Origin of the sequence: Azospirillum rugosum, from assembly GCF_017876155.1 — a bacterium.
Lineage (GTDB): Bacteria > Pseudomonadota > Alphaproteobacteria > Azospirillales > Azospirillaceae > Azospirillum > Azospirillum rugosum.
The window spans coordinates 194,781-218,297 of record NZ_JAGINP010000006.1 but is presented as its reverse complement, the minus strand read 5'-3'; the positions used below and the strand labels follow the sequence as shown (position 1 = coordinate 218,297).

The 23,517-nt window shown below is 69.0% G+C and carries 24 protein-coding genes and 1 tRNA gene; 8 read left to right on the top strand and 17 right to left on the bottom strand.

The features are described from left to right. Positions 1-157 precede the first annotated feature (157 nt). Positions 158-1,576 carry a DEAD/DEAH box helicase gene (locus J2851_RS10765; RefSeq protein WP_209766264.1) on the top strand — a complete coding sequence of 473 codons (1,419 nt, stop codon included), beginning with the start codon at positions 158-160 and terminating at the stop codon, positions 1,574-1,576. Positions 1,577-1,704: 128 nt separating this feature from the next. On the opposite strand, the gene gstA is transcribed toward J2851_RS10765, so the two are convergent. From gstA to J2851_RS10730, 7 genes are all read right to left on the bottom strand, one after another. Then, entirely contained in the window at positions 1,705-2,310 is a 606-nt protein-coding gene (gstA, locus tag J2851_RS10760) for a glutathione transferase GstA (RefSeq protein ID WP_209766263.1), read from the bottom strand. An 88-nt stretch (positions 2,311-2,398) separates the two neighbouring features. Beyond that, positions 2,399-3,466 (bottom strand): sn-glycerol-3-phosphate import ATP-binding protein UgpC, encoded by a 1,068-nt coding sequence (locus J2851_RS10755; RefSeq protein ID WP_209766262.1) that lies wholly within the window; start codon positions 3,464-3,466, stop codon positions 2,399-2,401. A gap of 4 nt (positions 3,467-3,470) precedes the next feature. Continuing rightward, positions 3,471-4,349: a sn-glycerol-3-phosphate ABC transporter permease UgpE gene (ugpE, locus tag J2851_RS10750; protein WP_209766261.1), complete on the bottom strand. Its 879-nt coding sequence runs from the start codon at positions 4,347-4,349 to the stop codon at positions 3,471-3,473. Beyond that, positions 4,346-5,230, bottom strand: coding sequence for a sn-glycerol-3-phosphate ABC transporter permease UgpA (gene ugpA / locus J2851_RS10745; protein WP_209766260.1), 885 nt, complete (start codon positions 5,228-5,230; stop codon positions 4,346-4,348). The genes ugpE and ugpA overlap by 4 nt, the downstream gene beginning before the upstream one ends. A gap of 198 nt (positions 5,231-5,428) precedes the next feature. Continuing rightward, positions 5,429-6,766, bottom strand: coding sequence for a sn-glycerol-3-phosphate ABC transporter substrate-binding protein UgpB (ugpB, locus tag J2851_RS10740; RefSeq protein WP_209766259.1), 1,338 nt, complete (start codon positions 6,764-6,766; stop codon positions 5,429-5,431). A 310-nt stretch (positions 6,767-7,076) separates the two neighbouring features. Beyond that, the gene (locus J2851_RS10735; protein ID WP_209766258.1) at positions 7,077-7,457 is read right to left on the bottom strand and encodes a hypothetical protein; all 381 of its coding nucleotides are present in this window, start codon (positions 7,455-7,457) and stop codon (positions 7,077-7,079) included. 172 nt (positions 7,458-7,629) lie between these two features. After that, on the bottom strand, positions 7,630-8,793 hold the full coding sequence (locus J2851_RS10730) for a PAS domain-containing sensor histidine kinase (RefSeq protein ID WP_307419411.1): 1,164 nt from the start codon (positions 8,791-8,793) through the stop codon (positions 7,630-7,632). A 156-nt stretch (positions 8,794-8,949) separates the two neighbouring features. Here J2851_RS10730 and J2851_RS10725 point away from each other — a divergent pair, with 156 nt between their 5' ends. Both J2851_RS10725 and J2851_RS10720 read left to right on the top strand, forming a co-directional pair. Continuing rightward, positions 8,950-9,684, top strand: coding sequence for a M48 family metallopeptidase (locus tag J2851_RS10725; RefSeq protein ID WP_209766257.1), 735 nt, complete (start codon positions 8,950-8,952; stop codon positions 9,682-9,684). A 217-nt stretch (positions 9,685-9,901) separates the two neighbouring features. Next, complete coding sequence (locus tag J2851_RS10720) at positions 9,902-11,092, top strand: multidrug effflux MFS transporter (protein ID WP_209766256.1); 1,191 nt, start codon at positions 9,902-9,904, stop codon at positions 11,090-11,092. On the opposite strand, the gene J2851_RS10715 is transcribed toward J2851_RS10720, so the two are convergent. After that, positions 11,093-11,587 (bottom strand): MgtC/SapB family protein, encoded by a 495-nt coding sequence (locus J2851_RS10715; protein WP_209766255.1) that lies wholly within the window; start codon positions 11,585-11,587, stop codon positions 11,093-11,095. 435 nt (positions 11,588-12,022) lie between these two features. Here J2851_RS10715 and J2851_RS10710 point away from each other — a divergent pair, with 435 nt between their 5' ends. After that, positions 12,023-13,159, top strand: a complete 1,137-nt coding sequence (locus J2851_RS10710; RefSeq protein ID WP_209766254.1) for a type III PLP-dependent enzyme — start codon at positions 12,023-12,025, stop codon at positions 13,157-13,159. Between the two features lie 217 nt (positions 13,160-13,376). Here J2851_RS10710 and J2851_RS10705 read toward each other — a convergent pair whose 3' ends face one another. Together J2851_RS10705 and J2851_RS10700 are read right to left on the bottom strand one after the other, a co-directional pair. Beyond that, a complete protein-coding gene (locus J2851_RS10705) occupies positions 13,377-13,595 on the bottom strand; it encodes a DUF1127 domain-containing protein (protein ID WP_209766253.1) in 219 nt (72 codons plus the stop codon). Between the two features lie 253 nt (positions 13,596-13,848). Further along, the gene (locus J2851_RS10700; protein WP_209766252.1) at positions 13,849-15,012 is read right to left on the bottom strand and encodes a pyridoxal phosphate-dependent aminotransferase; all 1,164 of its coding nucleotides are present in this window, start codon (positions 15,010-15,012) and stop codon (positions 13,849-13,851) included. Between the two features lie 139 nt (positions 15,013-15,151). Here J2851_RS10700 and J2851_RS10695 point away from each other — a divergent pair, with 139 nt between their 5' ends. Together J2851_RS10695 and J2851_RS10690 are read left to right on the top strand one after the other, a co-directional pair. Beyond that, positions 15,152-15,835, top strand: a complete 684-nt coding sequence (locus tag J2851_RS10695) for an HAD family hydrolase (RefSeq protein ID WP_209766251.1) — start codon at positions 15,152-15,154, stop codon at positions 15,833-15,835. 11 nt (positions 15,836-15,846) lie between these two features. Further along, entirely contained in the window at positions 15,847-16,191 is a 345-nt protein-coding gene (locus J2851_RS10690) for a cupin domain-containing protein (protein ID WP_209766250.1), read from the top strand. 34 nt (positions 16,192-16,225) lie between these two features. Here the strand turns inward: J2851_RS10690 and J2851_RS10685 are convergent, their stop codons facing one another. The 6 genes from J2851_RS10685 to J2851_RS10660 all read right to left on the bottom strand — a co-directional run bounded on the left by J2851_RS10685 (position 16,226) and on the right by J2851_RS10660 (position 19,699). Further along, a complete protein-coding gene (locus J2851_RS10685) occupies positions 16,226-16,549 on the bottom strand; it encodes a hypothetical protein (RefSeq protein WP_209766249.1) in 324 nt (107 codons plus the stop codon). Positions 16,550-16,683: 134 nt separating this feature from the next. After that, positions 16,684-17,088 carry a gamma-butyrobetaine hydroxylase family protein gene (locus J2851_RS10680; protein ID WP_209766248.1) on the bottom strand — a complete coding sequence of 135 codons (405 nt, stop codon included), beginning with the start codon at positions 17,086-17,088 and terminating at the stop codon, positions 16,684-16,686. Beyond that, complete coding sequence (locus J2851_RS10675) at positions 17,088-17,324, bottom strand: Trm112 family protein (protein WP_209766247.1); 237 nt, start codon at positions 17,322-17,324, stop codon at positions 17,088-17,090. Before J2851_RS10675 ends, J2851_RS10680 begins: the two co-directional genes overlap by 1 nt. 42 nt (positions 17,325-17,366) lie before the next feature. Beyond that, the gene (locus tag J2851_RS10670) at positions 17,367-18,032 is read right to left on the bottom strand and encodes an LON peptidase substrate-binding domain-containing protein (protein WP_209766246.1); all 666 of its coding nucleotides are present in this window, start codon (positions 18,030-18,032) and stop codon (positions 17,367-17,369) included. Positions 18,033-18,112: 80 nt separating this feature from the next. Next, positions 18,113-19,075, bottom strand: coding sequence for a thioredoxin family protein (locus tag J2851_RS10665; RefSeq protein WP_209766245.1), 963 nt, complete (start codon positions 19,073-19,075; stop codon positions 18,113-18,115). A gap of 78 nt (positions 19,076-19,153) precedes the next feature. Continuing rightward, positions 19,154-19,699, bottom strand: coding sequence for a prolyl-tRNA synthetase associated domain-containing protein (locus J2851_RS10660; protein ID WP_209766244.1), 546 nt, complete (start codon positions 19,697-19,699; stop codon positions 19,154-19,156). A gap of 146 nt (positions 19,700-19,845) precedes the next feature. Between J2851_RS10660 and J2851_RS10655 the strand changes: the two genes are divergently transcribed. Both J2851_RS10655 and J2851_RS10650 read left to right on the top strand, forming a co-directional pair. Beyond that, a tRNA-Gly gene (locus tag J2851_RS10655) sits at positions 19,846-19,920 on the top strand. 641 nt (positions 19,921-20,561) lie between these two features. After that, positions 20,562-21,296, top strand: coding sequence for an RraA family protein (locus J2851_RS10650; RefSeq protein ID WP_209766243.1), 735 nt, complete (start codon positions 20,562-20,564; stop codon positions 21,294-21,296). 27 nt (positions 21,297-21,323) lie between these two features. Here the strand turns inward: J2851_RS10650 and J2851_RS10645 are convergent, their stop codons facing one another. Beyond that, positions 21,324-23,414 (bottom strand): PAS domain-containing hybrid sensor histidine kinase/response regulator, encoded by a 2,091-nt coding sequence (locus tag J2851_RS10645; protein WP_209766242.1) that lies wholly within the window; start codon positions 23,412-23,414, stop codon positions 21,324-21,326. Positions 23,415-23,517: the final 103 nt, after the last annotated feature.

Below are 23,517 nucleotides of genomic sequence, written 5' to 3'. Positions count from 1 at the left end.
ATTTTGCTTTGGGGTGCCGGATCCCGTTGTCCCGGTGAGGCGCCGTGCGCCGTTCCCACGGTGAATTGATGGCTCCGCGCACTCCCGCGGCGGAGCGCCCCAGCCACGCCGCACCCCCGGGTGCAGCCTTAGTTCACGTGACCAGGACCCACCCCATATGACCGAATTCAGTGGCCTCGGCCTGATCGAGCCCCTTCTGCGCGCCGTCGCGGAGGAAGGCTACCAGACCGCCACGCCGATCCAGGCCGGCGCCATCCCCGTTCTTCTGGAAGGCCGCGACGTGCTCGGCCTCGCCCAGACCGGCACCGGCAAAACCGCCGCCTTCACCCTGCCGATCCTCCAGCGCCTGTTCCAGGCCAAGAAGCGCGTGCAGTCCAAGGCCCCGCGCTCCCTGATCCTGACCCCGACGCGCGAGCTGGCCTTGCAGATCGGCGAGAGCTTCCGCACCTACGGCCGCCACCTGCCGCTGCGCCGCACCGTGATCCACGGCGGCGTCGGGCAGAGCCCGCAGGTCGCCGCACTCGCCCGCGGGACGGAGGTGCTGATCGCCACCCCCGGCCGCCTGCTCGACCTGATGGCGCAGAATCAGTGCGTGCTCGACCAGATCGAAATCTTCGTCCTGGACGAGGCCGACCGCATGCTCGACATGGGCTTCATCCGCGACGTGCGGAAGGTGGTCGCAGCATTGCCGAAGCAGCGCCAGACGCTGCTGTTCTCCGCCACCATGCCGGACGGCGTCGTCGACCTTGCCCACAGCATCCTGCGCGACGCCACGCGCATCGAGGTCGCCCCGCAGTCCACGACGGTGGAGCGGATCGCCCAGCGCGTGCTGTTCGTGGAGCGCGCCGACAAGCGCCGCCTGCTGGCCGACCTGCTGCAGGACGGCGCCATGGAGCGGACCATCGTCTTCGCCCGCACCAAGCACGGCGCCGACCGCATCGCGGAGCATCTGAAGAAGGCCGGCGTCCCCGCCGACGCCATCCACGGCGACAAGTCGCAGTCGGCCCGCGTCCGCGCGCTGGAGTCCTTCCGCGGCGGCGAACTGAAGGCGCTGGTGGCGACTGACATCGCGGCGCGCGGCATCGACATCGACGGCATCACGCACGTCATCAACTTCGACCTGCCGAACGAGCCGGAAAGCTACGTCCACCGCATCGGCCGCACGGCCCGCGCGGGCACCGACGGCAGCGCCGTGTCCTTCTGCGACGCGGAGGAGGTGGCCTACCTGAAGGCCATCGAGAAGACGATTCGCCAGCCGGTTCCGACCGACCACGACCACCCCTACCACGCGGCTGTCGTGGCGGCCCTGCACGCCTCCTCCGCCAAGCCGCCGAAGCCGGCCCCCAAGCCGCAGCGGCCGCCGCGCTCGCAGGAAAATCGACCGCAAGGCGGCCGTCCGCAGCAGGCGCAGGGTGGCGCCAAGCCTGCCGCGGCCAAGCCGCAGGGCAGCGTCGGCGGCGACCAGCCGCTGAAGGCGAAGTCCGCCGCCAACCAGCAGAACCGCCACAACCGCCGGCCGGCCCCCCACGGGACCGCCCGCGGCGGGAACACGGGCGGCGGGCGTTCGGCGGCGTAAAAGCCCTCACTTGCCCCCACCCTAACCCTCCCCCGCTTCGCAGGGGAGGGGACTGCCGCCGCTCCGCGCCAAACTCCCTCCCCTGCGAAGCGGGGGAGGGTCGGGGTGGGGGCAATGCGCTGCCTGCCTTATGCAATCCCCTCCGCCGCCAGCGCCGCGGCCACGGCCGGGCGCTCGGCCACACGCGCCATGTAGGCGGTGATGTTCGGGTAGCCGTCCAGCGGCAGGCCGATGCGCGGAGCCCAGCGCAGCACCGTGAATCCATAGGCGTCGGCCACCGTGAAGCGGTCGCCCGTCAGGTAGTCCTTGCCGGCGAGCCCGGCCTCCACCACCGCGAACTTGGTCGCCAACGTCTGCTTGACGATGTCCTTGAACGCGTCCGGCGTGTTCGGGCGGAACAGCGGGCTGAAGGTCTTGTGCAGCTCCGTACCGATGAAGTTCAGCCACTCCAGAACGCGGTAGCGCTCCAGCGAGCCGACGGCGGGCAGCAGGCCGCTGTCCGGGGCGCGGTCGGCGACGTACTGCACGATCGCCGCGCCCTCGGTCAGGATGCCGCCCTCGTCGAGCGCCAGCGTCGGCACTTGGCCCTTCGGGTTGACGGCCAGGAAATCGCCGCCGTCTTCCAGCGTCTTGGCGGCAAGGTCGACGGCCGCGACGTCGAAGGCCAGGCCGCTCTCGCGCAGGACGATGTGCGGCGACAGCGAGCAGGCGCCCGGCTTCAGGTAAAGCTTCATTGCTTTTCTTGTCCTTGGTTCCGCAGAATTGACGGATCGGTAGAGGTACACGAGGCGGCGGCGAATGCAACAGCGCCGCCCCGCTCCGTCAATCCGGCAAACGCCGGCCGGTGTCCGCGTCGAACAGGTGCAGGGCCGCGGGCGGCGCGTCCAGGCGCAGCGTCTCCCCCTCGCGGCAGGTCGGCAGGCCGTTGACGCGGACCACCAGCGCCTCCCCGTCCGGCAGCCGGCCGTAGATCACCGTGTCGGCGCCCAGCGCCTCCACAAGGTCCACCGTCACCGCCAGCGGCCCGTCTCCGGCCACCAGATGCTCCGGCCGCACGCCCAGCTTAAGTGGCCGGCTGGCGAGGTCCGGCCGCGGCGCCGGCAATGCGAAGGCGGCGCCACCGGACAGAACCACGCCCTGCCCGTCCGCGCCGACGCGGGCGTCCAGCACGTTCATCGGCGGGGAGCCGATGAAGCCGGCGACGAACAGGCTGGCCGGGCGCTGGTAGACCTCCAGCGGCGTGCCGATCTGCTCCGCCACGCCGTGGTTCATGACCAGGATACGGTCGGCCAGAGTCATCGCCTCCACTTGGTCGTGGGTGACGTAGAGGCTGGTGATGCCCAGCCGATCCTGAAGCCGCTTGATCTCCACCCGCATCTGGGTGCGCAGCTTGGCGTCCAGGTTCGACAGCGGCTCGTCGAACAGGAAGGCCGCGGGCTCGCGCACGATGGCGCGGCCCATGGCGACGCGCTGGCGCTGGCCGCCCGACAGCTGGCTCGGACGGCGGTCGAGGAAGCGGCCAAGCTCCAGGATCTCCGCCGCCTTGGCGACGCGGGCCTGGATCTCCGACCTCGGCAGCCCGCGGATCTTCAGACCGTAGGCCATGTTGTCGAACACGCTCATGTGCGGGTAGAGCGCGTAGTTCTGGAACACCATGGCGATGTCGCGGTCCTTGGGCTCCAGCCCGTTGACCACGCGCCCGCCGATGGCGATCTCGCCGCCGGTGATGCTCTCCAGCCCGGCGACCATGCGCAGCAGCGTGGACTTGCCGCAGCCGGACGGCCCCAGCAGCACCAGGAACTCCCCGTCCGCGATCGCGATGTCGATGCCCTTGATGGCCTCGACGGACCCATAGGACTTGCGGACCCGATTCAGATCGACCGTTGCCATGTTCTTATTTCTCGCTGTCCACAAGACCTTTGACGAACCACCGCTGCATCAGCACCACCACCGCCACTGGCGGCAGCATGGCGAGCACCGTGGTGGCCATGATCACGTTCCAGTCGGTGGCGGCCTCGCCGTTGCCGATCATCTTGGTGATGCCGATGACCACGGTTTCCATGTCGGCGCTGTTGGTGACCAGCAGCGGCCACAGATACTGGTTCCAGCCGTAGATGAAGAGGATGACGAACAGCGCCGCGATGTTCGTGCGCGACAGCGGCAGAACCACGTCGATGAAGAAGCGCACCGCCCCCGCCCCGTCGATCTTCGCGGCCTCCACCAGCTCGTCCGGGATGGTCAGGAAGAACTGCCGGAACAGCAGGGTCGCCGTGGCCGACGCGATCAGCGGGATGGTCAGGCCGGCGTAGGTGTCGATCAGGCCCAGGTTCGCCACGACCTCGTAGGTCGGGATGATGCGGACCTCCACCGGCAGCATCAGCGTGATGAAGATCAGCCAGAAGAAGACCATCCGCAGCGGGAAGCGGAAGAAGGCCACCGCGTAGGCCGACAGGATGGAGATGGCGATCTTGCCCAGCGCGATGACCAACGCCATGACCAGGCTGTTCCACATCATGATCCGCACGGGCGTGTGCAGGATGCGGGTGCCCTGGGTCTCGTTCCAGGCGGCGTTGTAGTTGGTCAACAGCTCCCCGCCCGGCGTCAGCGGCAGGTTGCCGCGCCCGATGGTGGCGGCGTCCCAGGTGGAGCCGATCAGCGTCATGTAGATCGGGAAGGCGAAGACCAGCACGCCCAGGATCAGGATGGCGTGGGGAAGCAGGCTTGCCAGCGCCCCGCCGGATTTGCGCTCGTCGGAATTGCGTTGGGGCCTCATGAGTAATGCACCTTGCGCTCGACGAAGCGGAACTGGATGGCGGTCAGGCCGATCACGATGACCATCAGGATCACCGACTGCGCCGACGACGCGCCCAGGTCGTGATTGACCACGCCGTCCTGGTAGACGCGGAAGATCAGCGTCTCCGTCGCCTTGCCGGGGCCGCCGTGGGTCAGCGCGTGGATGGTGCCGAAGGTCTCGAAGAAGGCGTAGACGATGTTCACCACCAGCAGGAAGAAGGTGGTCGGCGACAGCAGCGGGAAGATGATCGTCCAGAAGCGGCGCGACGCGCTCGCCCCGTCGATGCTCGCCGCCTCCAGGACGGAGCGCGGGATGGCCTGGAGCCCCGCCAGGAAGAAGATGAAGTTGTAGGACACCTGCTTCCAGCTCGCCGCCAGGACGACCATGACCAGCGCCTGGGTGTCGTTCAGCCGGTAGTCCCAGGCGTAGCCGAGGTTGTTCAGCGCGCGGCCCAGCACGCCGATCTCCGGGTTGAAGATGAACATCCACAGTACGGCCGCCACGGCCGGCGCCAGCGCGTAGGGCCAGATCAGCAGCGTCTTGTAGGCGCCGGCCCCCTTGATCTTCGAGTCCGCCAGCACCGCCAGCAGCAGCGCCGCCCCCAGCGACAGCAGGGTCACCGCCGCGCAGAAGATCACCGTGATCCGCAGCGTGTCGAGATAGTTGGGGTCGGTCAGCACCGCCTCGAAATTCTCGAACCAGACGAACTGGGCGCGCAGGCCGAAGGCGTCCTGAAGGTGGACCGACTGCCAGATCGCCTGGGCCGCCGGCCAGATGAAGAAGATCAACGTCACCGCCACCTGCGGCACCAGCAGCAGGTAGGGCAACGCCTTGTTGTCGAAGATGACGCGACGTTGCATGGAATCCTCAAGCTCTCCCTCTCCCGTCCCGGGTTGGGGGCTTTGATCATAAATACGACCCCTCGACCGTCATCCCCGCGAAGGCGGGGATCCAGGGCACCTCGTGCACTGGTCGGAATGCCCTGGATTCCCGCCTTCGCGGGAATGACGGTGAGTGGTTGTCCCTTCAGGGGCCCCCGAAGGGAAAAACTGCGGCCCTTAGCCCTTGTTGGCGCGTTCGAAGTTGCGCAGCACGGTGTTGCCGCGCTTCACCGCGTTGTCGAGCGCCTGCTGGGCGGTCTGCTGGCCCTGGAAGGCCTTTTCCATCTCTTCCTGGATGATGTTGCGGATCTCCGGCAGGTTGCCGAGCCGCAGGCCCATGGTGTTCTCCGTGGTGGCCGTGCGGGTCAGCTGCTGGGCGGGGACGTCGGCGCCGGGGTTCTTCTCATAGAAGCCGGCCTGCTTGGCCGCCTCGAAGCCCTTCAGGGTGACCGGGACGTAGCCGGTGTCCATGTGCCACTTGGCGTCCACCTCGGGCTTGGACATGTAGGCGAAGAAGTCGGCCACGGCCTTGTACTCCGCCGGGGTGCGCTTGGGCGAGGTCATCACCCAGAAGGCGGCGCCGCCGATGATGGAGTTCTTCGGGCTGTCCACCGCCTCCGGCCAGTAGGGCAGCGGGGCGGCGCCCCAGGCGAACTTCGCCTCTTTCACGATGCGCGCGCGCAGGCCGGAGGAGGCCTGGATGATGGCGCACTCGCCCGCCGGGAACAGCGGGTCGGCGGCGTTGTCGCGGCCGGAGTAGCGGATCAGCCCGTCCTTCTGCAGGTCCATCAGCGTCTGGAGATGCTTCACGAAGAACGGGTCGTTGATCTTCAGTTCGGCGTTCAGCCCGCCGAAGCCGTTGGCCTGGGTGGCGAAGGGCTTGTTGTGGAGGGCGCCCAGCTGTTCGAACTGCGTCCAGGTCGGCCAGGAGAAGGTCATCGGGCAGGCGACGCCGGCGGCCTTCAGCTTGCGCACGGCCTCGATGGTCTCCGGCCAGGTGGCCGGGGCCTTGCTCGGGTCCAGGCCGGCCTTCTGGAAGGCGTCCTTGTTGTAGAAGGTGATGGTGGTGGAGCTGTTGAACGGCAGCGCCATCATCTTGCCGTCCTTCGACGAGTAGTAGCCGCGGACCGCCGGGATGTAGCCCTCGGCGTCGAAGGCGGTGTTCGTCTCGCTCATCAGCTGGTGCACCGGCTTCACCGCCGGCCCTGCGGCCAGCATGGTGGCGGTGCCGACCTCGAACATCTGGACGACGTGCGGGGCGTTGCCGGCGCGGAAGGCGGCGATGGCCGCCTGCATCGTCTCCGGGTAGTTGCCCTTGAAGCTGGGGTTGACCTGGACCTTGTCCTGGCTGTCGTTGAAGCCCTTCACCACCTGCTCCAGCTGGCCGCCGAGCGGCTGCGGCAGGCCGTGCCAGAACTCGACGACGGTCTTCTGCTGGGCGAAGGCGGCGCCGGCGATCCCGGCGGTCAAGGCAAACGCGGCCGTGGAGACGGCGAGCGTGCGGCGGGTCAGCATGATGGTCTCTCCCTGTGCCGGTCGGTCAGAACCGGTCGTTTGCGTGGATTTGTTTGGAATGCAGCGCGCGGGTTGCCGTCCCGCGACGGTCTCTTGAAGATTTTATGAACACGAACGTTTCGCGGCGGCGCCAAAACGCAATGCGCGCAGCACGATCGGGCGCGGCACGCCTGGATTGCAGGCGCGGGCAAGGTGGCGCGGCGCCGCTTCGGCGACTCTGTTCGGCATCGATAAACCCTCCCCGACTTTGTACTTCTTTTTCCGAACAGCCTTAGGGAGGGAGCCCCGGCCTGTCAATCAGCCGTGGGGCCTAACGCCGCGAATCCACCCGCAAATCCGACCCGAGAGCCGAGTCCCCGCCGCAGAGGATTCCGCTCAGCGACGACAGGCGGTCGCCCGCCAGGGCCGGCGAGCGCACCGTGCAGTAGTAGCGGGGCGCCTTTGCCAGAATGAGCGGAGCCGTCGGCGCCGCGACCGGCGGGGCCGGATAGACGGCGACGGGTGGTGGGCAGTAGGCGGGATAGGGACCGGGGTTGTAGCCGGTGGCCAGCAGGTCGATGCCGAACTTGTACCCGAAGACGCAGCCGCGCCCTTCATCGTCGAGATAGGTCGCGTTCGCGGACGCCGCCGCGCACAGCAGGCCGGCGGCCAGCGCCGCCCCGCCCAAAGCCCTTGTCGTCGGCCGCACCATGCCCCCTCCCGTTGGAGGCCGCGAGACGGCGCGCGGGCGCCGGGGTCCGGAGGAACCCTGGCCTCTCCCATGAGATATGGAGTCGGGGCGCCAGTCCGGCGCGGCGCGGATGGGCGATGGAGCCGGCGCAAGCGTGGGCGTGACTACCCTGCGCGAACGGGGATTTGGGGAATCAGGCCGCCGGGATTTCCGGCGCCTTGGCCTCGCCCACCGCGTGGCTCGCCTGTTCCTGCACGGCGCGCGGAATGTCGACCGCGAAGACGGAGCCCTTGCCGGGCCGGGAGCGCAGCGTGACCGGCAGCCCCAGCAGATCGGACAGGCGCCGCGCGATGGCGAGCCCGAGTCCCAGCCCCTGCTTGCGGTCGCGGCTGGTGGCGCCGAGTTGGCGGAAATCCTCGAAGACCGCCGCGTGGTCGGCCGGGGCGATGCCGATGCCGGTGTCCCACACCTCCAGCCGCAGGCCGTCGCCGCGGCGGCGCGCGGCCAGCAGCACCCCGCCCTTCTCGGTGTAGCGCAGGGCGTTGGACAGCAGCGGGCGAAGCAGCCGCTCCAGCAGCACGGGGTCGGTCGCCACCTCCGCCTCCGCCGGGCGGACGTTGAAGCGCAGCCCCCGGGCCTCCGCCTCCGGCGCGAATTCCTGAAGCAGGCGGCCCAGCGTCTCGTCGATCGGGAAGGTCTGCGGATGCACCTTGACCGTGCCGGCCTCCAGCGCGGAGACCTCCAGCAGGGCGCGCAGCAGCGTCTCGCCGCCCGTGATGGCCTGCTCCAGCTTGTCGCCCAGATCGCGCGAGGCCGGGTCGGTCAGGCGGCCCATCAGCAGGTGGTGGAACAGGTGCATCGCCTGGAAGGGCTGGCGCAGGTCGTGGCTGGCCGACGACAGGAACCGGCCGCTGGCCGCGCGCGCCTTCTCCAGGTCGGCGCGGGCCTGGGCGGCCTCCGCGCGCGCGGCGGCCAGGGCCGCGGCATCCACGTCGCCGATGGCGGCGATGGCCGTCACCGCGCCGTCGGCGTCGCGCACGGGGGTCAGCATCACCTCCCCCTGCGGCAGCAAGCCCTGGGCGGTGAGCGGGTTGCCCGTGGCGGCCACGCGGCGCAGCTGGGCGGTGATCTGCGGGACGAGCGGCGCCGGGATGCCCAGCGCCTCCAGCCCCTTGCCTTCCACATCGTCCGGCAGGCAACCGAAAGCGGCGGCAAAGGCCGTGTTGACCACGAGAAGTCGTCCGTCCGGCGCAAGCAAAGCGTGACCGACGCCGTTGGCCGACACCAAGGCCTCAAGCCAGGCCATCCGGCTGGACATATGACGTTCGTCGGTGGACTTCTGGGTGTACTCGGACACGACTTCACCAAACCGCTCGGGTTAAGACTGCTTTATCTTGCGACTTGGCGCCGGAGTCAAATGTCGCATGCGGAACTCAGTTGAGACAAAATCCGTTCGAATCCGCAACGGTGCCGATCCGTTGGCCTCCGCGCAGGGAGCGGTCTATAAAGGGCCATGATCTTTCGTCGCACCCCCAGCCCCGCCCGTCCGAAAGCGAAGGCACCCCGCGCGCTGGCCGTGGCCGGCCTGCCCGTTCCGCTGGAACTGCGGGAGAGCGCGCGGGCGCGGCGCATGACCCTGCGGGTGGACGCCGGGCGCGGGCTGATCCAGGTGGTGATCCCCGTCGGCGTCTCGGAAACGGAGGCGCTTCGCTTCGTCGGGCGGCATGACGGCTGGGTGCGGGCGCGCCTGGCGGCGCTGCCGCCGCAGCTGCCCTTCAGCGACGGGGCGGTCGTCCCCTACCTCGGCGTCGACCATGTGATCCGCCACGCCCCCGACCTGCGCGGCGCCACCCGGCGCGAGGACGGCGCCATCGTGGTGGGCGGCCAGCCGGAGCATGTCGCCCGCCGCGTGCGCGACTTCCTGATGGCCGAGGCCCGGCGGGAGCTGGCGGAGCGGTCGCGCGCCAAGGCCGCCCTGATCGGCGCGCGGGTCGCGGCGGTCACCGTGCGCGATACCAAGAGCCGCTGGGGCAGCTGTTCCGCCACCGGGCGCCTGTCCTTCTCCTGGCGGCTGATCCTGACGCCGGAGGCGGTGCTGGACTATGTCGTCGGCCACGAGGTGGCGCACCTGCGGGAGATGAACCACTCCGCCCGCTTCTGGGCGCTCTGCGCGCAGCTGACCGCCGACGTGAAGGCGCCGCGCGCCTGGCTGAAGACCAACGGCGCCCGGCTGCTGCGCTACGGGTGAGGGCGGCCTGATCCCCTCTCCCGCCCCCGGCGGGAGAGGGAGGGACCCATGCGCAGCATGGGAGGGTGAGGGCTTGGTTTCTCGGGAAAACCTTGCCCTCACCCTCCCACCGCTTCGCGGCGGGCCCCTCCCTCTCCCAGCGGGGCTGGGAGAGGGGGAGAATCGCCCGCCCGCATCTGCTAAGGTGCCGCCCCCGCCGCACCCGAAGCCATTCCCCATGCCGCCGACTCCACGCCCCGACTCGCTCGCCGTTCGTGTGCTGCTGACCGCGCTCGTCGCCTTCGGCCCGCTGTCCACGGACCTCTACCTGCCCTCCCTGCCGACTCTGGTCACGGTGTTCGGGACGGACATCGCGACGGTGCAGCTGACGCTGTCGGTCTTCCTGGCCGGCTTCGCGGTGTCGCAGCTCGTCTACGGGCCGGTGTCCGACCGGTTCGGGCGGCGGCCGGCGTTGCTGGGCGGAATCACCATCTATCTGGTGGCGAGTGCCGCCTGCGCGCTGACCAACGACATCGGCGGGCTGATCGTCGCCCGCTTCTTCCAGGCGCTGGGCGCCTGCTGCGGGCCGGTGGTGGCGCGGGCGGTGGTGCGCGACGTGTTCGGGCGCGACCGGGCGGCGACCGTGCTGGCCTACATGGCGATGGCCATGACGCTGGCCCCGGCGATCGGCCCGGTCCTGGGCGGCGTGATCACCGAGCTTATCGGCTGGCGCGGCAACTTCCTGCTGCTGACCGTCTTCGCGGCGGGAATCCTGGCGGCCACCCAGGTTCTGCTGGGGGAGACCAACACGCACCGCGACGAGAACGCCCTGAAGCCCGGCCGGCTGGTCGCCAACTACGTCCTTCTGCTGCGCGACCGCGCGTTCCTCGGCCAGATGCTGACGGTCGCCTTCGCCTACAGCGGCATCTTCTCCTTCATCTCCGGGTCCAGCTTCGTGCTGATCGGCCGGCTGCACCTGACCCCGGCGCAGTACGGGGCGAGCTTCGGAGTCGTGGTGCTGGGCTACACGCTGGGCTCCTTCTTCGCCGGGCGCATGAGCCAGCGCATGGGCGGCCCCTGGATGATCCGCACCGGCACCGCGGTGTCTCTGGCCGGCGGGCTGCTGGGCGTGGCATTGGCTCTGGCCGGGGCGCTGCATCTGGTGGCGATCGTGGCGCCGGTCTTCCTGTTCATGGTCGGGGCCGGGCTGACCCTGCCCAACGCCATGGCCGCCGCGGTCGGCCCCTACCCGATGATGGCCGGCCTCGCCTCCTCCCTGGTGGGCTTCACCCAGATGGCGGTGGCGGCGCTGGTCGGCGCGGCGGTGGGGCACCTGCAGACGGGCACGCCGCTGCCCATGATGGGCGCCATCGGGCTGGTCGCGCTAGGCGCCGCGCTGTCGCACCGGATGATGGCGCGGCGCCGCTGATCAGTCTTCGGGCTGGGCCTCCGGCCGGTCCTCGGATCGGGTCGCGACGGGCAGCCGGCGCACGGCGTAGGTGAACAGCACCGTGACCAGCAGGCAGAGCGCCGTGGCCATCCCCGCCAGCAGGTAGTAGCCGGCCCCGCAGGCGATCCCCAGCGCGCCGGCCACCCAGATCACCGCCGCGGTGGTGGCCCCGTGGACGGAATTGCCGGCGCGGAACATGACCCCGGCGCTGATGAAGCCGACCGCCTGGGCCACTCCCTGGATGACCCGGGTCGGGTCCATCCGGCCCTCATCCCCATGGCGGGCGAGGTCCCAATACAGCTCCAGCGCCACCAGCGTGGTGAGCGCCGAGCTGATCGCGACCAGCGTGTTCGTGCGCAGGCCGGCGGCCTTGCCGCGCATCTCCCGGTCTAGGCCGAGCGCCGCCCCGCAGACCGCCGCCGCGAACAGCCGGAGGGCCATTTCCCCAACCGGGATAGCGGTATTCAAGTCCATGATTTGTCTCCGCTTTTTTGCTCCGGCCACGGGACTGACACTTTTTTGCGGCGTGAAGGATTTTTCACTTTAAAAGGCCGGCCATTGGATCTATGTAACCGCAACTCGCAAGCGCACGTGCCGCTGGCCCGCCCCTCGTCTTTTCGAGATGTGGTTATGCAACGACGTAACGCGTGATCCCCGACCGTCCCTTAAGCAAGGCGGCGACTTGGAGGTTACGATGGTTCATGTTGTTGTGGGTGGGCACCGGCTCACCCGTTATCGAACACTCCCCGCCCGGACAGGCCTGTTCCACGCAGGCAAGGTCAATCGGCAGTCCAGTATGGGCGGCCGGAACGCCTGACCTTTTTTCCTGGTCAGAAGCGATCGGCCGTTCCGCCCCCGACTACCCCACAATTCGTCCTGACACCTTCATCTTGCGTCCGGGAGACTGAGATGACCGATAAGATTGCGCGCTTTTTCGAAGAGCAGCGCCCGCAGACGCCTTGCCTTGTCGTCGACCTGGACGTCGTCGAAGCCAACTACCACGACCTGGAGGAAGCCCTCCCGGACGCGAAGATCTTCTACGCCGTGAAGGCCAATCCGGCGCCGGAGATCCTGGGCCTGCTGACCCGCCTGGGCTCGGCCTTCGACACCGCCAGCGTGCCGGAAATCCAGATGGTGCTCGCCGCCGGCTGCACGCCGGAGCGCATCTCCTACGGCAACACGATCAAGAAGGAGTCGGACATCCGCCGCGCCTTCGAGCTGGGCGTGCGGCTGTTCGCCTTCGACAGCGCCGAGGAGCTGGAGAAGATCGCCCGCGCCGCCCCCGGTTCCCGCGTGTTCTGCCGCATCCTGACCTCCGGCGAGGGCGCCGAATGGCCGCTGTCGCGCAAGTTCGGCTGCGACCTCGCCATGGCGCGGGAGCTGCTGCTGAAGGCCCGCGACATGGACGTCGTGCCCTACGGCGTGTCGTTCCACGTCGGCTCGCAGCAGAAGGACCTGACGCAGTGGGACCATGCCATCTTCCAGGTGGCGCAGCTGTTCCGCGAGCTTGAGGTGCTGGGCGTCGACCTCGGCATGATCAACCTGGGCGGCGGCTTCCCGACCCGCTACCGCACCGACGTGCCGCAGACCACCGCCTACGGCCAGGCGATCTTCGAGTCGCTGCGCACCCACTTCGGCAACCGCCTGCCGGAAGCCATCGTGGAGCCGGGCCGCAGCATGGTCGGCAACGCCGGCATCATCGAGAGCGAGGTCGTGCTCGTCTCCCGCAAGTCGGCCAACGACCTGAAGCGCTGGGTCTACCTGGACATCGGCAAGTTCAGCGGCCTCGCCGAGACGATGGACGAGGCGATCCAGTACCCGATCCAGGTGATGGGCGATGATGGGGACGGCGACACGGAAGCGGTCGTTCTGGCCGGCCCGACCTGCGACTCGGCCGACGTGCTGTACGAGCGCGCCGAGTACAAGCTGCCGCTGGACCTGAAGCCCGGCGACCGCGTGCGCATCCACGCCACCGGCGCCTACACGACGACCTACTCGGCCGTCTGCTTCAACGGCTTCGCGCCGCTCCAGCAGATCTGCATCTGACCTCGACCAAAGTCTGACGACGAAAAAAGCCCTCTCCTTCGGGAGGGGGCTTTTTGGTTTCACCACCAAGGCACCAAGACACCAAGAGTCCACGCCGTGGAGAGCGCGAGGATTCTTGGTGTCTTTGTGCCTTGGTGGTGAAAATACTGAAAAACAAAAAGGGCCGCTTCCCCGATGGAAGCGGCCCTTTTTTCCGGGTCCAGCGATCCGGAAGGCATCACGCCTTCCAGAACGGCTTGTTGACCTCGTAGTCGACTTCGAGCTGGTTGATGCCGATGTCGTGCAGCATGCGGTCATCGAGACGAGCCAGTTCGCGGCGGGTGAGAATGCGCTGCCGCCAAAGGGCGAACGTGTCCAGAACGGTGTCCAGCACATGCGCCACCGGAGCAGCCCGATTGCTGCGGCCAACGGTGGCCGAACGCAGAGCCAAAGCCATGGTGGTTCTTCCTGTTTGAAAGGTGGCCCGAGGGGGCCCTGCCGGTACCAGCCGCCACGCCCTCGGTTCGTGAGAAAGAATATTGCTCATCATACGTGAACCTACCACCGCCAAGTCCGTATGCGAGCTGTGTGCTTTCTCGATACCTGTCGTAGGAATATCACCGATGCACGTTCCGCGGGCCTTTGTCCATTTTTTGGGCGCCACAAATTGTGCACCACACCAACAAATCGGCCCGCGAACGGGTTTTTCCTCAACCCAAGACGCGCGCCAAGCGGCCCATGGCCTCCTCAAGCTTGTCGAGCCGGCTGGCGTAGCAGAGGCGCAAAGCCCCCTCCCCGCCCTGCCCGAACGCCGCCCCCGGGGCGAGCCCGACGAGCGCCTCGTCGATGATGCGGGTGGCCAGCGCGACGCTGTCCGTCTCCCCCTCCACCTGGAAGAAGGCGTAGAAGGCGCCGGGGGCCGGCTGGATGCGCACGCGCGGCAAGGCGGCCAGCGCGCCGCAGACGAGGTCGCGCGCCTTGCGGCAGCGCTCCACCGTCTCGGCCACCCAGGGCTCCCCCTGCTCGATGGCGGCGACGCCGGCCATCTGGATGAAGCCCGGCGTGCCGGAGGTGGAGAACTGCACGAGGTTCTCCAGCACCGGCCCGAGTGCCGCCGGCGTCACCATCCAGCCGAGCCGCCAGCCCGTCATCGCCCAGTTCTTGGAGAAGCTGTTGACGACGATCAGCTTGTCCTCCGGGTCCGCCACCTCCAGGAAGGACGGCGCCGCGGTGCGGCCGTCGTAGACGAGACGGGCGTAGACCTCGTCGGAGATCACCCACAGCCCGCGCTCCCGCGCGAATGCCATGACGCGGGCCATGTCCTCGCGCGGCATGATCCAGCCCGTCGGGTTGCCGGGAGAGTTGACGAAGATGGCGCGGGTCCGCGGTCCGCAGGCGGCGAACAGCTGCTCCAGGTCCAGGACCCAGCCCTGGTTGCCGAGCGTCATCGGAACCTCCACCGGCACGCCGCCCTGGACGCGCACGGCGGCCATGACGTTGGGCCAGACGGGGCTGACCACGGCGACCTCGTCGCCCGGATCGACCAGCATCTGCATGGCGTTCATGATCGCCGCCATGCCGGAGGTGGTGACGGTGATGCGGTCCACCGGCACCGGGACGCCGTGCACCCGGCCGAGGTAGGCGCACAGCGCCTCGCGCAGCGGCGGCACGCCGCGCTGGTAGGTGTAGAAGACGTGGCCGTCGCGGATGGCGCGGTCCGCCGCCTCGCGGATGAAGTCCGGGGTGGCGAGGTCGCCTTCGCCGAACCACAGCGGGATCAGCCCCTCGCGCCCGCGGCCGTGGTTCGCCACCGTCACGATGGCGCTGGCCGGCAGAGCCTGGATGCCCGGCCGGATGTCGAACTCCGCAACCATGTCCCACCCTCGCGATTTTTCGTTGCGCGCCAGTCTATGCGAACCCACGACCGTCCGCGAGGCGAACCGTCGCTGGACACAGACGCGCAGCCGTCATACCTCTGGTCCCCACCATCCGCACGGGAACTGGACTCATACGATGATCGACACCATTGCGTTCGATGGCGACGACACGCTGTGGCACAACGAGTCGCTGTTCTCCATGACGCAGGAGCGGTTCCGCGCCCTGCTCGCCCACGCGGCCGACCCCGCGGACATCGACCGGCGGCTGCTGGCGGCGGAGCGGGCGAACCTGCGCGTCTACGGCTACGGCATCAAGGGCTTCGTCCTGTCGATGATCGAGACGGCGGTCGACCTGACGGACGGGCGCATCGCCGGGCGCGACATCCAGAGCCTGATCGACTTCGGCAAGGCGATGCTGGACCACCCCGTCGACCTGCTGGACGGCGTGGCGGAGGTGGTGGAGGCGCTGTCCGGCCGCTACCGCCTGCTGCTGATCACCAAGGGCGACCTGTTCGACCAGGAGAGCAAGATCGCCCGCTCCGGCCTCGTTGAGCGCTTCGACGCCGTGGAGATCGTCAGCGAGAAGGACCCGGACACCTACCGCCGCGTGCTCGACCGGCACGGGGTGGCGCCGGGGCGCTTCGTCATGGTGGGCAATTCGGTGCGGTCGGACATCCTGCCGGTGCTGGCCGTGGGCGGCCACGCCGTCCATGTGCCCTACGCCATCACCTGGGCGCACGAGGAGGCCGCCCCGCCGACGGAGAATTACCGCCGCATCGACACGGTGCGCGACCTGCCGCCCCTGCTGAACGCCTGGTGAGGACAACGGACATGAGCCTGACCCTGCTGACCGACCCCGCCGAGCCGGAAACCGGCGGCCCGGCCCCGGACCGGATCCTCTCCGGTTCCCCGGTCTTCACCACCTGGAACCAGTACGAATCGCCGGACGGCAAGCGCTTCGCCGGTGTCTGGCGCTGCACCCCCGGCGCCTGGCGGATCGTCTACGACGAGTGGGAATACTGCGAGATCCTGGACGGCGTCAGCACCATCACCCACGCCGACGGCCGGCGCTGGACCGTCCGCGCTGGCGACCGCTTCACGCTGGAACCCGGCTTCGAGGGCGTGTGGGAGGTGACGGAGACGACCACCAAGCGCTACGTCGTCATCCTGCCCTGAACCATCAGCCCCTTAAAAATCAGCCCCGTAGAAATCAGCCGGTGGTGGTTGACGTCGTCAGGTCGGCGCGGTTGATGACCACGAAGGCCTTGCGGCCGATCTCCACGGCGAGGACGGCGAGGGTCACCAGGGCCCCGATCAGCAGCGCGCGGGCGAGGTCGCGCATGGTGGACCGGCGCCGAATCCGGCGCGCCAGGACGGCGGCGGCGCGCTCGCGGCGCCGGTCGCGGACGTCCTCAGTCCCGCCCTCGTCCTGTCCGTCTTCGACCTGTTGGTTGCCCTCCGTCCCGCGGTTCCCGCCGGTCTCGCCCAGCGGGTTCCAGTAGGGGGAGGCGTTGGAAGCGCCCGTCTTGCTCATGCGGTCCTCCCCGGTGGAAGGGTCGATCCATGCAGGAGCGGTATCTATAAAATGGCGCGAATCGGCTCAAGCGCCGCCGACGGCCGGCCCCTGCGACGGTGCGCCGCAGCCCGCCGGCGGCAAGACGGGTCGGATCAGCGCCGCCCCCGCGGGTCGCGGCTCAGGCCCTTGGCCTCCAGCTCCGCCAGATACTCGGCCCACAGCCGGTCCTGGTCCTCGCCCATCTCGTGCAGAAGCTTCCAGGAGTAGATGCCGCTGTCGTGCAGGTCGTCGAAGACGATGCGCACGGCGTAGCGGCCGATCGGCTCCAGGCTCATGATGCCGACGTGGCGGCGGCCGGAGACGGTCTGCTTCTGGCCGGGCCCGTGGCCCTGCACTTCGGCCGAGGGGCTGTGGACGCGCAGGAATTCCGCGGGGTAGGAGAAGGTCCGGCCGTCGTCGAAGTCGATCTCCAGCCGCTTCTCCTCCTTCTTCAGGCGGATCTCCAGCGGCCAGTGCTTCGTGCCGAATTCGTCCGACGCGAAATGCTCCTCGGACATCAGGCCGCTCCCGGCTTCTTGTCCAGGCTGCGCGCCTCGTCGATCAGCATGATCGGGATGCCGTCGCGAATCGGATAGGCCAGGCCGGCGCGCTCGCTGATCAGCTCGGCGCGTTCGGCGTCGTAGCGCAGCGGGCCCTTGGTCAGCGGGCAGACGAGGATTTCCAGAAGCTTCGGGTCGACACGAGCCTGCGACTTGCCTTCGCCGTGCGTGTCCTCGGGAATGTGGGCGCTCATGGAACGGGCCTCGCGGTCAAAATCGGAAACGGGAAACGGGGTTCAGTGGCGCGGCACGCTGCCGTCGCCGTCATGGCCGTCGAGAATGGCCATCTCGATCAGCGCGATCAAGAGCTTCGCGCGCTCCGGCAGGTCCGGCGCCTCCAGCAGCGCCTGCTTTTCGCTGGGCGTGAAGGGGCAGATCATGGCGAGCGAGGTGACCAGCCGCTCGTCGGGCGTCGATTCGATGGCGCTCCAGTCCACCGACAGCCCCTGCGTCTTGAAATAGGCCTTCAGCCCGGCCACCAGCCGCGGGCGGTCGACGTCGCCGCCGCCGTCGTTCAGATCGGAGGCGAAACGTTCCCACACTGGAACGACACGCCGGTAGCCGCGCAGGCATTCCGCCTCGCTGCGGATGGCGAAGCGGCTGACCCCGGTCAGGGTGATCAGGTAGCGGCCGTCGTCCGTTTCGGAAAAGCTGGTGATGCGCCCGGCGCAGCCGGTCTCGTAGACCGCCGGCTCGCGCTCCCGGCTGGCCGGGTCGGTCGGCTGGATCATCCCGATCATGCGGTCGGACGCCAGCGCGTCCTCGACCATCGCGAGGTAGCGCGGCTCGAAGATGTTCAGCGGCAGCCGCCCGCGCGGCAGCAGCAGAACCCCCGCAAGCGGGAAGATCGGCAGCAGCCGCGGGAGGCGGTTCAGCGACGGGTCGAAGGGGGTCCGGCTCATGCGACGAATATAGAGCCCCCCGGCGCGGGGAACAGAGCAAGCCCCGTCCCCGCTCCTTGGAAAAAAGCCACCGGAAAACGTCAGCGGAACAGGATGGACGACAGACGGCGCCGGGTCTGGATGGTCAGCGGGTCGGTCGGGCCAAAGGCCTCGAAGAACTTCACCAGCTGCTTGCGCGCGGCTTCCTCGTTCCAGGTCCGGTCGCGGCGCACCAGCTCCAGCAGCTCGTCCACCGCCGCCTCGCGCTTGCCCGCGGCGAACAGGGCCAGCGCCAGGTCGAAGCGGGCCTGGTGGTCGTCCTGGTTGTGGGCGACCTTCTCCATCAGATCCGGGATCGGGCCGGCGTTGGCGGCCTGCTCGGCCACGTCCAGCGCGCTGCGCACCGCCGCGATCTCCTTGTCCTTGGCGATCGACTCCGGCGTCTGGTCCAGCATCTGCTTGGCGCGGACGAGGTCGTCGGTGGCGATCAGGCAGCGGACCAGGCCGGCGTAGGCGGCGGGGTTGATGTTTTCCGGATCGGCCTGCAGGATCTCGCTGTAGATCTCCGACGCGGTCTGGATGTCGCCGGCCTCCAGAGCCTCCTTGGCCTGGGCCAGCACCTCCTCCAGCACGTCGCCGGCGTCGCCGCCCGCGGCACCGGCCAGCTTGACCAGCTTCTCCACGAAGGCCTTCACCTGCGACTCCGGCAGGGCGCCCATGAAGCCGTCCACCGGCCGCCCCTGGAAGAAGGCGTAGACCGCGGGGATCGACTGCACGCGCAGCTGCGAGGCGATCATCGGATCCTTGTCGGTGTCGATCTTGACGAGCCGCACCTTGCCCTTGGCGGCCAGCACGGTCTTTTCCAGGATCGGGCCGAGCTGCTTGCAGGGACCGCACCAGGGGGCCCAGAAGTCGACGATCACCGGGACCGAGCGCGAAGCCTCGATCACGTCGGCCATGAAGTTGCGGTCGCTGCTGTCCTTGATCAGGTCACCGGCCGCCGCGGTGGCGGCTCCGGCGTTGGCGGCACCGGCGGGGGGCTTGGCGGGCGGAATGGAAAACATGGCGGTCTTGGTTCCCTGTGCGATCTTGCCGAATAGATGAGCGCATGAGGTGCGTTAAGCAAGCGTCGGGTGCCGGCCTCACTCCTCCTCGGTGCCGAACGGCACGATCACCGGCTCGTGCCCGCCGGCGCGGATGAAGCGGATCAGGTCGTCCGGCCGGATCGCCGTGGTGCGGTCGTTCAGCAGCGGGTGGAAGTTCAGCGGGTCCTGCTCCAGCATCTGCTGCTGCAGGACGACGGTCACCCGGTGGTCCCGGTCGTTGATCAGCGAGAAGGGCGTCACCGACCCCGGCCGCACGCCGAGATGCCGCCACAGCCGGTCCGGCGAGGCGAAGGACAGCCGCGCCGACCCGATGACCTTGTCGAGGCGGCTCATCTCGATCCGCGCGTTCTCCAGCGCCACCACCAGCCAGTGCCGATCCTTCTTGTCCTTCAGGAACAGGTTCTTGCAGTGACCGCCGGGCAGCACGCCGCGCAGCGCCTTGCTTTCCTCCACCGTGAAGACCGGCGGATGGCTGTGGGTCACGGTCGGGATGCCGAGCGCCGCGAGATGCTCCAGGAGCTGCTCCGGGCTCGTCGGCAGCGGCGCCCCGGCCGTGCCGTCGGTGGTCAATGCGTTGTCCATGCTGATGTTTTTAGCCTCGCACCGGAAATTCGTCCAGACGTCCCAAAAAAGTGAAACATGACGCTTGCATTGCGTTCGGCGATGAGTATAGTCCGCCGCACGCCGCCGGACGGCACCGTGAGACGGTCCGAACGGCGATGTGGAGCGCGGGCGTAGCTCAGGGGTAGAGCACAACCTTGCCAAGGTTGGGGTCGAGGGTTCGAATCCCTTCGCCCGCTCCAGTCTTCCGAGGGGAAGACAGGCCGGTGACAAACCGGTCAAGCACCGCGAAGACAAAGGGCCGGGCCACTGTGGCGCCGGCCCTTCGCGTTTCCAGGCATTCCCTGCTTCGACCGCCCTGTCTCGCCTGATGGGCCAACCCGGGTGGGCCAACCCGCCGCCTGCGCTGCTCTGTCGCAGCGCCGGATGTAACGGCAGCGCCCCGGCGCCCACCGATCCTCTGCAGAGCGCACCATTCCAGCTAACGCCCAACAACAGTCCGCCGGAGCACGCCGCGACTCCGGGAGGTCCGGCGGCCGTTAGTTGGGGGAAGCGACGCATGCACTTGCATGTTCCTCCGTCGACATCCGACTGTATTCGCTTTGGCGCGCCATCTGCTTGGCAAACGGATTGCGTATTTGCCTTCGATCGGTTATCTTTAAAATAAGAAACAAAAGACACGCAATTCGGCGAGGGCTTCGGAATCGCGACTTCGGAACGCGGACCAGGACGGCCCGCCGCCGAAGCGCCGGCCACACCGTTGCGTCCACAGCGTGTTCGCTGCCGTGCCGTGCCTTGGCTGCGTCTTGCCTGGTTGCCCGATACGCCTGATCGCCCACCTCCCGTCCACGCCTCGTTCGCCTGTCGGCAAAGGTTTCGCCCCATGGGTCTGCAACGGTACATCGTGAACTTCCCGCGCCTGTCGCCCGGACTCCTGGACGCTTGGCGCGCGGTGCCGAGCCGCGTCGTGGCCGACGCGCTGGGCTGCGGGCACGTTGTGGCGCCGGGCATCCGCAGCTGCGCACCGGGCACGCGCCTGTGCGGCCAGGCCCGCACGGTCACCCCCATGCCGGGCGACAACAGCGTCCTGCTGACCGCCTGCAGCCTGGCCGAACCGGGCGACGTCGTGGTCGTCGGCGGCGCCGGCCTGGAGACCGTGGCGGTGGCCGGGGAGTGGGTGACGCGCAGCTGCAAGTCGCGGGGGCTGGGCGGCCTTGTGATCGACGGCGCGGTGCGCGACCTTCGCGAAATCCGCGCTCTCGGCTTCCCGGTCTTCGCCAAGGGCGCGGTGCCGCGCGCCCCGCACAGGGCGGTCGGCGGCAAGATGGACCTGCCGGTGATGGTGGGCGGCGTCGCCGTCAGCCCCGGCGACCTGCTGGTCGGCGACGACGACGGCGTGGCCGTCGTCCCCCTGCTGGCGGCGGAAGAGGCGTTGAGGCAGTGCCAGGACCGGATGGCGCGGCTGGAGCATCTCCCGGACCGCCCCCCGGAACGCCTGATCCTGGAGATCGGGGCCAAGGACCGCCCCCTCCCGACTCCGATCGCATCCGCCCTGCCTCTGCTGACGGCTTTGGCGCTCCCCGATCCGGACCTTTTCGACTTCCCCGCCGCACACTGAGCCGCCGGCCCCTGCCAAGCCCTCGGATCAGGCGTTGCCCATGGTCTGGGTCAGGGCGCTCAGCAGGACGGGCGGCGTCACCGGCTTGTGCAGGACGCTGATCCCGCTGGCCTCCGCCTCCCGGATGCGCTCCGGCGCGGTGTCGCCGGTGATGATGATGCTGGGAATGGCGCGGCGGTAGAGGTCGCACACGTCGCGGATCGCCTCGGTCCCCGTGCGCCCCTCGCGCAGGCGGTAGTCGGCGAGGATCACGGCCGGCGGACGCTCCCGCGCGGCGAGGAGCTGTATGGCCTCGGTCGCCGACTCCGCCGCGACCACTTCGAACCCCCAGCTTTCCAGGACGGCGCGCAGGCTGGACAAGACAACCGGCTCGTCGTCGATCAGCACGATCACGCCGCGCCCCGCGCCGTCGCCGACCACGATTTCGCTCCGCTGCGCCGGCGGGCGCAGGCGGACGGTGGCCTGCAGCGGCACCTCGACCCAGAAGACGGAGCCGCGCCCGTGGACCGACCGCACGGACACCCGGTGGCCGAGCAGCCGCGACAGCCGCTTCACGATGGCGAGGCCGAGGCCCAGCCCCTTCTCCCGGTCGCGCTCCGGGTTGCCGATCTGCGTGAACTCCTCGAAGATTTCCTCCGTCTGGCCGGCCGGGATGCCGATGCCGGTGTCCCAGACCTCCACGCGCAGCAGGTCGCCGCGGCGGCGGCAGCCGACCAGGATGCGGCCCTCGCCGGTGTAGCGCACGGCGTTGTCCACCAGGTTCTGGACCATGCGGCCGAACAGCGCCGGGTCGGTGCGCACCAGGGCGTTGCTGGGCACCACCGTCAGCCGCACCCCCTTGGCGGCCGCCAGCGTCGTGTAGCTGACCCGCGTGGTCGCCAGGACGCTGTCGACGGGGAAGATCATCGGCCGCACCGACACCACGCCGGCGTCGAGCTTCGAGACGTCGAGCAGGCTGTCGAGCAGCGTCTTCAGCGCCGCCACCGCCACCTCCATGTCGTCCACCATGGCCCGGGCGGTGCCCTCGGGCAGCTGCGAGGCCAGCGCCGCCGTGAAGAACACCAGCGACTGCACGGGCTGGCGCAGGTCGTGGCTGGCCGCCGCCAGGAACTTCGTCTTGGCGACGCTGGCCCGCTCGGCCTCGTCCTTGGCGGTGCGCAGGTCGGCGTCGGCGCGCTTGCGCTCGGTGATGTCGCGCACGATGCCGGCGAAGATGCGCCGGCCGGCCAGGAACCCCTCGCCCACCGCCAGATCCATGGGGAAGGTCTCGCCGTCCTTGCGCCGCCCCTCCACCTCGCGCCCGATCCCGATGATGCGCGGCTGGGAGGTCTTCAGGTAGTTGTCGAGATAGCCGTCGTGCGCCTGCCGGTATGGCGCCGGCATCAGCATGCTGACGTTGCGCCCCAGCACCTCCGCCGCGCTGTAGCCGAAGATCCGCTCCGCGGCGCGGTTGAAGCTCTCGATGCGGCCGTGGTCGTCGATGGTGATGATGCCGTCCACCGCCGCCTCCAGGATGGCGCGGTTCTTCGCCTCGCTGTAGCGCAACCGCTCCTCCGTCTCCCGCCGGATGGAGATGTCGCGCACGATGCCGGCGAACAGATGCTCCCCGTCCACGACGGCGCTGCCGACCGCGAGGTCCATGGGAAAGACGTGGCCGTTCTTGCGCAGTCCCTGCACCTCGCGGCCCTTGCCGATGATGCGCGTCTCGCCGGTCTCGCGGTGATGGGCCAGGTAGCCGTCGTGGGCCGACCGGTAGGGCTCGGGCATCAGCATGCTGACGTTGCGGCCGACGACCTCCTCCGCCGGGTAGCCGAAGATCCGCTCCGCCGCCGCGTTGACGGATCGGATGATGCCGGTCTCGCCGATGATGACGATCCCGTCCACGGCCGCGTCCAGGATGGCCTGCGTCAGGGTGCCCGCCCTTTCGGAAGCCGGGAATTCGGTTGGGGGCGGTTCGGATGCGGACGGAACAGGAGGGACGGCGGGTTCTAACGGGACAGGCTCGTCGGGCGTCTCACCGGAAGCCGTGGATAATCGGCGGCCGCGCAACGCCCACCCCGCGGCACCGGAGACCAGCGCCACGGCGGCAACGACGAGGAGTCCGACGGCGGCATCCATTCCGTGCCCTCCCGCCCCGAAGCGGCGGCGCCGCTCGACGAAAGTCAATCCGATATGCAACAGTCGGCCATAGACGTCCGGCCCCACAACCTGTCCGTAGGTT

What these genes read in the sequence shown, in the direction of transcription:
- J2851_RS10765 (WP_209766264.1), top strand. Translation starts at nt 158, where the DNA reads ATGACCGAATTCAGTGGCCTCGGCCTGATCGAGCCCCTTCTGCGCGCC.
- gstA (WP_209766263.1), bottom strand. Translation starts at nt 2,310, where the DNA reads ATGAAGCTTTACCTGAAGCCGGGCGCCTGCTCGCTGTCGCCGCACATC.
- J2851_RS10755 (WP_209766262.1), bottom strand. Translation starts at nt 3,466, where the DNA reads ATGGCAACGGTCGATCTGAATCGGGTCCGCAAGTCCTATGGGTCCGTC.
- ugpE (WP_209766261.1), bottom strand. Translation starts at nt 4,349, where the DNA reads ATGAGGCCCCAACGCAATTCCGACGAGCGCAAATCCGGCGGGGCGCTG.
- ugpA (WP_209766260.1), bottom strand. Translation starts at nt 5,230, where the DNA reads ATGCAACGTCGCGTCATCTTCGACAACAAGGCGTTGCCCTACCTGCTG.
- ugpB (WP_209766259.1), bottom strand. Translation starts at nt 6,766, where the DNA reads ATGCTGACCCGCCGCACGCTCGCCGTCTCCACGGCCGCGTTTGCCTTG.
- J2851_RS10735 (WP_209766258.1), bottom strand. Translation starts at nt 7,457, where the DNA reads ATGGTGCGGCCGACGACAAGGGCTTTGGGCGGGGCGGCGCTGGCCGCC.
- J2851_RS10725 (WP_209766257.1), top strand. Translation starts at nt 8,950, where the DNA reads ATGATCTTTCGTCGCACCCCCAGCCCCGCCCGTCCGAAAGCGAAGGCA.
- J2851_RS10720 (WP_209766256.1), top strand. Translation starts at nt 9,902, where the DNA reads ATGCCGCCGACTCCACGCCCCGACTCGCTCGCCGTTCGTGTGCTGCTG.
- J2851_RS10715 (WP_209766255.1), bottom strand. Translation starts at nt 11,587, where the DNA reads ATGGACTTGAATACCGCTATCCCGGTTGGGGAAATGGCCCTCCGGCTG.
- J2851_RS10710 (WP_209766254.1), top strand. Translation starts at nt 12,023, where the DNA reads ATGACCGATAAGATTGCGCGCTTTTTCGAAGAGCAGCGCCCGCAGACG.
- J2851_RS10705 (WP_209766253.1), bottom strand. Translation starts at nt 13,595, where the DNA reads ATGGCTTTGGCTCTGCGTTCGGCCACCGTTGGCCGCAGCAATCGGGCT.
- J2851_RS10700 (WP_209766252.1), bottom strand. Translation starts at nt 15,012, where the DNA reads ATGGTTGCGGAGTTCGACATCCGGCCGGGCATCCAGGCTCTGCCGGCC.
- J2851_RS10695 (WP_209766251.1), top strand. Translation starts at nt 15,152, where the DNA reads ATGATCGACACCATTGCGTTCGATGGCGACGACACGCTGTGGCACAAC.
- J2851_RS10690 (WP_209766250.1), top strand. Translation starts at nt 15,847, where the DNA reads ATGAGCCTGACCCTGCTGACCGACCCCGCCGAGCCGGAAACCGGCGGC.
- J2851_RS10685 (WP_209766249.1), bottom strand. Translation starts at nt 16,549, where the DNA reads ATGAGCAAGACGGGCGCTTCCAACGCCTCCCCCTACTGGAACCCGCTG.
- J2851_RS10680 (WP_209766248.1), bottom strand. Translation starts at nt 17,088, where the DNA reads ATGTCCGAGGAGCATTTCGCGTCGGACGAATTCGGCACGAAGCACTGG.
- J2851_RS10675 (WP_209766247.1), bottom strand. Translation starts at nt 17,324, where the DNA reads ATGAGCGCCCACATTCCCGAGGACACGCACGGCGAAGGCAAGTCGCAG.
- J2851_RS10670 (WP_209766246.1), bottom strand. Translation starts at nt 18,032, where the DNA reads ATGAGCCGGACCCCCTTCGACCCGTCGCTGAACCGCCTCCCGCGGCTG.
- J2851_RS10665 (WP_209766245.1), bottom strand. Translation starts at nt 19,075, where the DNA reads ATGTTTTCCATTCCGCCCGCCAAGCCCCCCGCCGGTGCCGCCAACGCC.
- J2851_RS10660 (WP_209766244.1), bottom strand. Translation starts at nt 19,699, where the DNA reads ATGGACAACGCATTGACCACCGACGGCACGGCCGGGGCGCCGCTGCCG.
- J2851_RS10650 (WP_209766243.1), top strand. Translation starts at nt 20,562, where the DNA reads ATGGGTCTGCAACGGTACATCGTGAACTTCCCGCGCCTGTCGCCCGGA.
- J2851_RS10645 (WP_209766242.1), bottom strand. Translation starts at nt 23,414, where the DNA reads ATGGATGCCGCCGTCGGACTCCTCGTCGTTGCCGCCGTGGCGCTGGTC.